General features: G+C 35.9%; 9 protein-coding genes. 3 read left to right on the top strand and 6 right to left on the bottom strand.

Going from position 1 to position 7010, the window contains the following annotated elements:
• On the bottom strand, positions 1–275 hold a 275-nt coding region (locus tag ADIARSV_RS06430; RefSeq protein WP_040299301.1), incomplete at its 3' end, for a hypothetical protein.
• 185 nt (positions 276–460) lie between these two features.
• Between ADIARSV_RS06430 and ADIARSV_RS06425 the strand changes: the two genes are divergently transcribed.
• Positions 461–805, top strand: a complete 345-nt coding sequence (locus ADIARSV_RS06425) for a DUF5715 family protein (protein WP_040299300.1) — start codon at positions 461–463, stop codon at positions 803–805.
• A gap of 192 nt (positions 806–997) precedes the next feature.
• Here ADIARSV_RS06425 and ADIARSV_RS06420 read toward each other — a convergent pair whose 3' ends face one another.
• From ADIARSV_RS06420 to ADIARSV_RS06410, 3 genes are read right to left on the bottom strand one after another with little or no spacing between them, the layout of a single operon-like run.
• Complete coding sequence (locus ADIARSV_RS06420) at positions 998–1507, bottom strand: hypothetical protein (RefSeq protein WP_040299299.1); 510 nt, start codon at positions 1505–1507, stop codon at positions 998–1000.
• Positions 1477–2160, bottom strand: a complete 684-nt coding sequence (locus ADIARSV_RS06415) for a hypothetical protein (protein ID WP_016194619.1) — start codon at positions 2158–2160, stop codon at positions 1477–1479. The genes ADIARSV_RS06420 and ADIARSV_RS06415 overlap by 31 nt, the downstream gene beginning before the upstream one ends.
• Complete coding sequence (locus tag ADIARSV_RS06410; protein WP_016194618.1) at positions 2160–2819, bottom strand: hypothetical protein; 660 nt, start codon at positions 2817–2819, stop codon at positions 2160–2162. The genes ADIARSV_RS06415 and ADIARSV_RS06410 overlap by 1 nt, the downstream gene beginning before the upstream one ends.
• A 604-nt stretch (positions 2820–3423) precedes the next feature.
• On the opposite strand from ADIARSV_RS06410, the gene ADIARSV_RS06405 reads away from it, so the two are divergent.
• A complete protein-coding gene (locus ADIARSV_RS06405; protein ID WP_016194617.1) occupies positions 3424–3834 on the top strand; it encodes a BrxA/BrxB family bacilliredoxin in 411 nt (136 codons plus the stop codon).
• A gap of 148 nt (positions 3835–3982) precedes the next feature.
• Here ADIARSV_RS06405 and cdaA read toward each other — a convergent pair whose 3' ends face one another.
• Entirely contained in the window at positions 3983–4774 is a 792-nt protein-coding gene (gene cdaA / locus ADIARSV_RS06400; protein WP_016194616.1) for a diadenylate cyclase CdaA, read from the bottom strand.
• Between the two features lie 89 nt (positions 4775–4863).
• On the bottom strand, positions 4864–5721 hold the full coding sequence (gene folP, locus ADIARSV_RS06395; RefSeq protein WP_016194615.1) for a dihydropteroate synthase: 858 nt from the start codon (positions 5719–5721) through the stop codon (positions 4864–4866).
• Between the two features lie 105 nt (positions 5722–5826).
• Here folP and ADIARSV_RS06390 point away from each other — a divergent pair, with 105 nt between their 5' ends.
• Positions 5827–7008, top strand: coding sequence for a BT_3928 family protein (locus tag ADIARSV_RS06390; protein WP_016194614.1), 1182 nt, complete (start codon positions 5827–5829; stop codon positions 7006–7008).
• Positions 7009–7010 lie beyond the last annotated feature (2 nt).

Below are 7010 nucleotides of genomic sequence, written 5' to 3'. Positions count from 1 at the left end.
TTTAAACTGGTAAACAGGGCTGCCCTTTCCACTTTCTTAACAGGACGAACCGGATCAGATGGCAATTCAATAAATTTACCTTTATGCGCATATTTCCCTGCGCGCATTTGTTTTTGCCAGCTATAAAAGGTGGCATGAGGTACACCATGGGCCTTACAGAAATTTAAAAGGTTGGTTGTCTTTTTTGTTGCTTCATATTCCTGAAGAAGATCCATTATTTCCTGCTTGCTACGCAAGCGCAGGACACGGGGGGCTTTGTTTTGTTGCTGCTCCATAAACTTGTTTTTTATAAAGCCAAATTTATAGTACTGGATAACTCAAGTCAAGATGCGGCGTAGTGCGAGCTTACGATTAAAAGTGCTTATAGGATTCTGTTGGATCAAGTACATGTTATAGGTGTGCAGAGCTGTTTACTGATAACGTAAAAACACATTAACTTGCCTATTTAAATGAAGGCATTGTGCCACAGTCAGATAATGCTGCTCTAGAAGCTTTTGAATTAAAATATTTGCTGGAAGTGAAAACTGATAGCCTTTACAAGGTACACAAATTAAGATATTCCAGACTTTATATTCCCGCAAAAGGGCTTTTGTTTATCAATGACTTGGCGCGTAGCTATTATTTCAAATGTTTAACCGATACCTTGAAATATATACCTTTTACTATCTCAAGCTTAACCCGATCGAAGCAATCAGTATCTGATCTGGTGGATAACAACGCAAATGCAGTATTAAACAACGCTCACCTTAGAAGTAAAACTTTCGATATTAGCTATCGTACTTTCTACAAAGATGTATTAAAATAACTCTCTTTAAAACAACAATGAATGCAGATATATCTCTAAAGCGAACAAAAGCCTTTAGTGATGCTCTCCAAATACTACATTTAAAAGGACGGTGTTATGTAAATATGAACGGAATGGTTGTTACATATAACGGTAATTTAGAAATGTGATATGATCTTTGTAATCTGTTAATCATATGAGAAATTACATTTGTTACTTGATAATTTGCGCAAATAAGGTGATCTTTTTTTGTTCTATCTTATTATGAATTGCATCAATGTCTATATCTTCAACTTTTTCTGCAAACTCCGCAAGTTTTAGTCTTACTTCTTCATCTATGTAAAAAACTGATGAATGACTTGGGTTATTGGGTTGACCTATCAATTCAGGATTATTATATACTGGTGTATGTTGAAGATCGCTAATTTGTTCAATGGTTCTAATTTTGCCAACATTTAGGCTATATACCTGAAAATCTCCAGGAACCTTGAATTCGTTTTTTTTGAACTTATAAGTTAATCCTGTTCTAATTAAGCAATCTTCTGGTGTGCTATATCTATTCCAATCTGTTGAAAGCCCATCAGTCTCAGGATTAAATATATTTGCTCGAGGTCTTTTAGACCCGCCGACGAGAAATGTATTGTGGACTAATCTGTAAAGTATACAACTATCAGAAAAGTCAAGTCCAATTTTTATTTCGTTATTTGTAGATTCTGCATCCATTTCATTAAATGATCATACACTTTTTTTGTTGGTATATTCCCTTTTATTGCCAGTTTATTGTTATATAAGTCACCATAAAAATATGCGATAATTTCTTGATTTATATACCTAAAGTTAATTAAAAGTCTTCCTTTTGTATTTCGCCACTCAAAATCAATTGAACCATTTGGAACTGGGTTAATTGCAGGGGATTCCAAGATGAAGTTTTGTTCTAAGAAAATTGATTTAATATAGCATCCTATACAATTTGAACTTTTCGTAAAAAGTTCTGTAGTTATCACCTGTCCGCTATCTCCATCCCATCCCTCTGCTAGCTCCAAGATATATCTTGATTCATTAACTGCTTTATTGAATTCCAACAGCGAATGTTGACTTGATGCTCGAAAATCATCTAATGGATTTATAGAAATGTTCCTTGGTTGTTTTAAGTGTTTTAGAATAAAAGAATTGTCTTCTGATAATTTTCTGAATGCTGTATAACTATCGGCTATACTAGTGGTCCAACTTACATCCGTTGCCTCTCTTGATTCTTTTTCCTTCGTAATGTCAATGTGAAAAATTGATTGAATCAAAGACTTATTCTTGATCTCATAAGAGTTGACTCCATCCAACTCTTCAAATACAGTAATAGTATTTTTTTCGCTTATTTTCATCAATTTGCGGATTTTACAAATTTGAACTTATCTGAATACTCATTTCGGAAAACTTCTTCTTTAAGTAATGCCCTGTCAATTTGTCCCTTGAGTTCTTCCAAGTCAAATCTGTCTGCATTTAAATATAAAGCTTTTTCAATAGTATTTTCTATATAAATCAGTTTGATTTGTTGGCTTATAATTGCGTTCCTATTTGCATCGAGGATGTCGTCGTTAAAAACAACCCTAATATCTGTCAAAATTGAACTTTCTCTAAATACATTAGGTACATCGCTCATTAGAGACATGGTCTTGTAACTCATCTTAACCTTACTAGAACTTTCGAAAATAATCATCAGCTTTTGAATTATATCTTCGTTATCCTTATTTAAAAAGCTGTTATCATATTCTCTGATATATGCCTTTAATAAACCCTCTACTACTGGTCTATAATTTCCATAATTATCCAATAAAAGCTTGCCGAAGCTAAAAATAGATTTTGAGATTTCATCAATTTCATCAATTTCTAATTCTCTCAAAAATTTTTGGAATTCCAAAGGACCGCCTCCTACTTCGAACTGATTCATCTTTTCGCTTATACGAATTAAATCTTTATGTTCTAAATTGATAAGGTGACGAAATCCCTTTTCAAACGATTTCGGGATAGAATATTCTGCCATAGCTAATTATACACTAAAGAGTCTTACCTCGTTTTTATTACAAAAATGGTGAATGAATTGTTTTCGAGATCAACTCTAATAAGTATTTGTCAATTATAAATAAATAATTTCATATACAAGTCATGCTCTGGAATTATTGTATTTAAAATGATAACAAGTAATCTCAACAATAGTTTAATGGTATATATATGGCTATATATCTCTGATTTTAAATGTAATTGCTAAATAAACTGATATACATCTGTTTATGAAGTTTTAGTTGTTTTTGCTGCAATTTCTAAAGGTATTTGTATCTTAGACTACTATTAATGATTTTAGTCAATCCAATATTGTTTCTCTAGATATGGCTCTAATTAATGCCATTATAAGCAGACTATAAGCCCTTTATGAATACGCTTAAAATGCTCATTTTAAGATACATTTTTTACTAATAGACAAAACGTATGCTAGAAGAATTCTAAATGAGAGATTTTACATATCAACTATTTTTCACTAAAATCTCTTTTCTCCCCTTTCATTCCCCAATCCCCCTTAAATGTGACAAATTATTGATCTGCTTTAATTTAGAAGCGTTATTTTTGTACATCAATAAATTTTTAATAATATGTATCCAGAATATTTAGTTGCCCCAATGAGGGAAGATCTTACAGTAGCTGGTTTTCAGGATTTAAAATCAGCTGACGAAGTTGTCGCAGCAATTGAGTCCGAGGGAACTGTATTTGTTGTTGTGAACTCTGTTTGTGGATGTGCTGCTGCTAATGCACGTCCTGCTGCTAAGCTAGCTGCCGGAAGTGCCAAACATCCTGATAAACTAGTAACAGTTTTTGCAGGCGTTGCAAAAGAAGCAGTAGATAAAGCTAGAGCATATATGTTGCCTTACCCATCATCATCTCCGTCTCTAGCCCTTTTTAAAGATGGTAAATTGGTCCACATGATTGAGCGTCATCAAATTGAAGGACGTCCAGCTCAAATGATCGCTGATAATCTTATCGGTGCATTCGAGCAATACTGCTAAAAAATATAAAGAGGCTTACTTGTAGGTCCTTCTTTTTATTACTAAATCCTCAGATTTTAAGCCTATTACGGTTTGCAATTTGAGGATTTGTCATTTTTAGTAATCAAGAAATCAGAGAAGATTTAATTCAGAAAAAGGAAAAAGTTTTTTATATATCCCTTATCAACAACTTCTCCAAATCCTCATACGTCACATCCATCCTCACCCTTCCTTGTTTCGCATACGCAAGCTGCCCCGTCTCTTCCGAAACAATCACAGCCACCGCGTCACTCAGTTCCGTAATTCCAATCCCTGCACGATGCCTTAACCCATACTGAGCAGGCAACTTAATATTATCACTCACCGGAAGAATACAACTGGCACACTTAATCTTTCCCTCCGAAATAACCATCGCCCCATCATGCAGCGGACTGTTTTTCTTAAAGATCGATTCAATCAGTCGTTTAGAGATAAACCCATCAATAGCCTCTCCCGTATTCTGATAATATTGGTCGTCAAAATATTTAGCAAATACAATCAGCGCACCCGTGCGACTATGTTGCATCGTTTTGCAAGCCTCAATGATATGTTTGATAGCAGGAATATTGATATTCTCAGCTTCTTTGTTGCCAGGAATAAACGTCTCCCAGATCTTATTTCGGTGTAAAGCCGCATTTTTACCTATTAATAAGAGGAATCGCCTGATCTCCTGCTGAAAAACAATAATCAGAGCCAGGAAACCCACACTCACAAATCCCCCCAGTATATTACTCAGCAAACGCATATGCAGCTGCTCCGTAACAATATATACCAGGTATATAATGATCAGTCCCAAAACAATATTTACCGCTATTGTACCTCTTATCAGGTTGTACAGATAATAAATAATGATTGCAACCAGTATAATATCGACGATATCAAGAAAGCGCAAGTGTAAAAAACTAAGATCAAAGCGGTCCATTTATAAATACTTATGGTCCGGATACAGGATATTCCCGGACGGTTGTGTTGAACCCGAATATAGGAAATTTGTATAAGAAACGGATAAAATTAATGTTTTAAGCACTCAGTCAATTTTACGGCTTCAACGGCTTCCTTCACATCATGCACCCGCAAAATCTTAGCTCCTTTCATCAGCGCAATGGTATTAAGCACGGTCGTTCCGTTCAAAGCCTCTTCTGTAGAAATATCCAGCGTCTTCCAGATTGTCCTTTTTCTCGATAATCCAACCAGGATAGGAAGGCCGGTCAGTTTAAACCGATCCAGCTCATTCAGTAGCTCAAAGTTTTGTTCAATGGTCTTTGCAAAGCCGAAACCGGGATCAAGAATGACGTCATGGACATGAAGTTCGCTCAGCTTTTCGATTTTAGCAGAAAAATAGGCCAATATTTCAGCGAATAAATCTTCATAGTTTGTTAGTTTATTCATGGTCTGTGGAGTGCCCCGCATGTGCATTAAAATGTAGGGAACCTGCAGTTTTGCTACCGTTTCAAACATAAGCGGATCTAGTTCTCCTCCTGAAATGTCATTGATTATATGCGCTCCAGCTTCAATAGATGCCTTGGCAACAGATGATCGGAAGGTGTCAATGGATAATATAGCGTTAGGGAATTCGGATACAATAGCCTCAATAACAGGAATTAAACGTGTGGTTTCTTCTTCTTCGGATACTTCTATTGCTCCCGGACGAGAGGAGTAGGCCCCAAGGTCCAGCAATTCTGCTCCTTCAGAAAGTAACTTCTCTGTACGGATTAATGCGCGCTCAACAGTTTGCACTCTACTGTCGCCAAAGAAGGAATCTGGCGTAATGTTCAGAATGCCCATTACTTTTGGTATTGTAAAATCTATGAGACTCCCGCCTGCATTAATGGTATTCTTTTGATGAAAAAATGTACTTTTATCGTTCATTATAAATACAAATTAAAGATTAATTCATTTTTAATCAAATAAATTATACGAGCTTTCGCAAATACTTCCAATTGTGGATTTGTGAAAGCAAATAATATACATGTCATGTTACGATTAAATACACGTCCCGATTATTTATTATGGTTTTCCAGAATCTGTGTAGGAGTGCTTTTTATTTTCTCCGGACTAATTAAAGCAAATGATCCACTCGGCTTTGCCTACAAACTGGAGGAATATTTCGAAGTTTTCCACACTACATTTCTCAACGACTATGCCGTAACTCTTTCTATTTCCATTTGCGCATTGGAAATTATTTTAGGAGTTGCCCTATTAGTTGGTTATCGTGCATTACAAATTAGTTGGGGATTGCTGTTACTGATCGTGTTTTTTACATTTCTTACCTTCTGGTCTGCCGCTTTCGATGTCGTTAAAACCTGCGGTTGTTTTGGTGATGCCATTCCATTAACCCCATGGCAGTCCTTTTCCAAAGACCTGATCCTGCTCACCCTCATCCTGGTTATTTTCTTTAAAAGGAAAATGATCAATCCAATCATAAAATCACACCGGGCAATGCATATTGTAATAGCCCTGGCTGTACTCTTCTCCTTTGGATTTGGATTGTTTACTTACAATTATCTTCCTGTTAAGGATTTTCTTCCCTATAACATAGGCGCTGATCTTCCTAACAACATGCGGACACCCTCTTCAGCTCCTAAAGATGAATATGTCATTACCTATCAGCTTAAAAATAGAAAAAGTGGCGATACACAGCAAATGACGGATAAGGAATACCTGAAAACAGAAATATGGAAGGACGACAATTGGGCAATCGTTGGCGAACCTAAAAATGAACTGATCAAAAAGGGGTATGAACCGAAGATAAAAGATCTCATGATTACCGATAGTCAGGGTACCAACTACACCTCCGAAATAATTGAAAATCCCTATTATAATCTGATCATTGTAGCCTACAACCTGGACAATGCCAATGAAAAGGGTATTGGTGATTTAAATGCTATAGCCAGGAATGCTGCGGAAAACTATAACATCCGAACCGTTTTACTCACCTCAAATACGAAAGAATCCATCGATAAGTATATCAAAAAACACAAGCTCATCATGGAAACCTTTAATGCTGATGCTGTTCCCTTGAAAAGTATGGTTCGCTCTAATCCCGGTTTGCTCTTGCTTAAAAATGGCGTAGTGATCGATAAATGGCACTTCCACAACTTGCCTTCATACGAGGAGCTCGAATCAAAGTATTTCAGAGATAGTAATTTAAAGTAAAA

This window comes from Arcticibacter svalbardensis MN12-7 (assembly GCF_000403135.1).
Lineage (GTDB): Bacteria > Bacteroidota > Bacteroidia > Sphingobacteriales > Sphingobacteriaceae > Arcticibacter > Arcticibacter svalbardensis.
The sequence above is the reverse complement of the archived record's forward strand: the minus strand, read 5'-3'. Positions and strand labels throughout refer to the sequence as shown.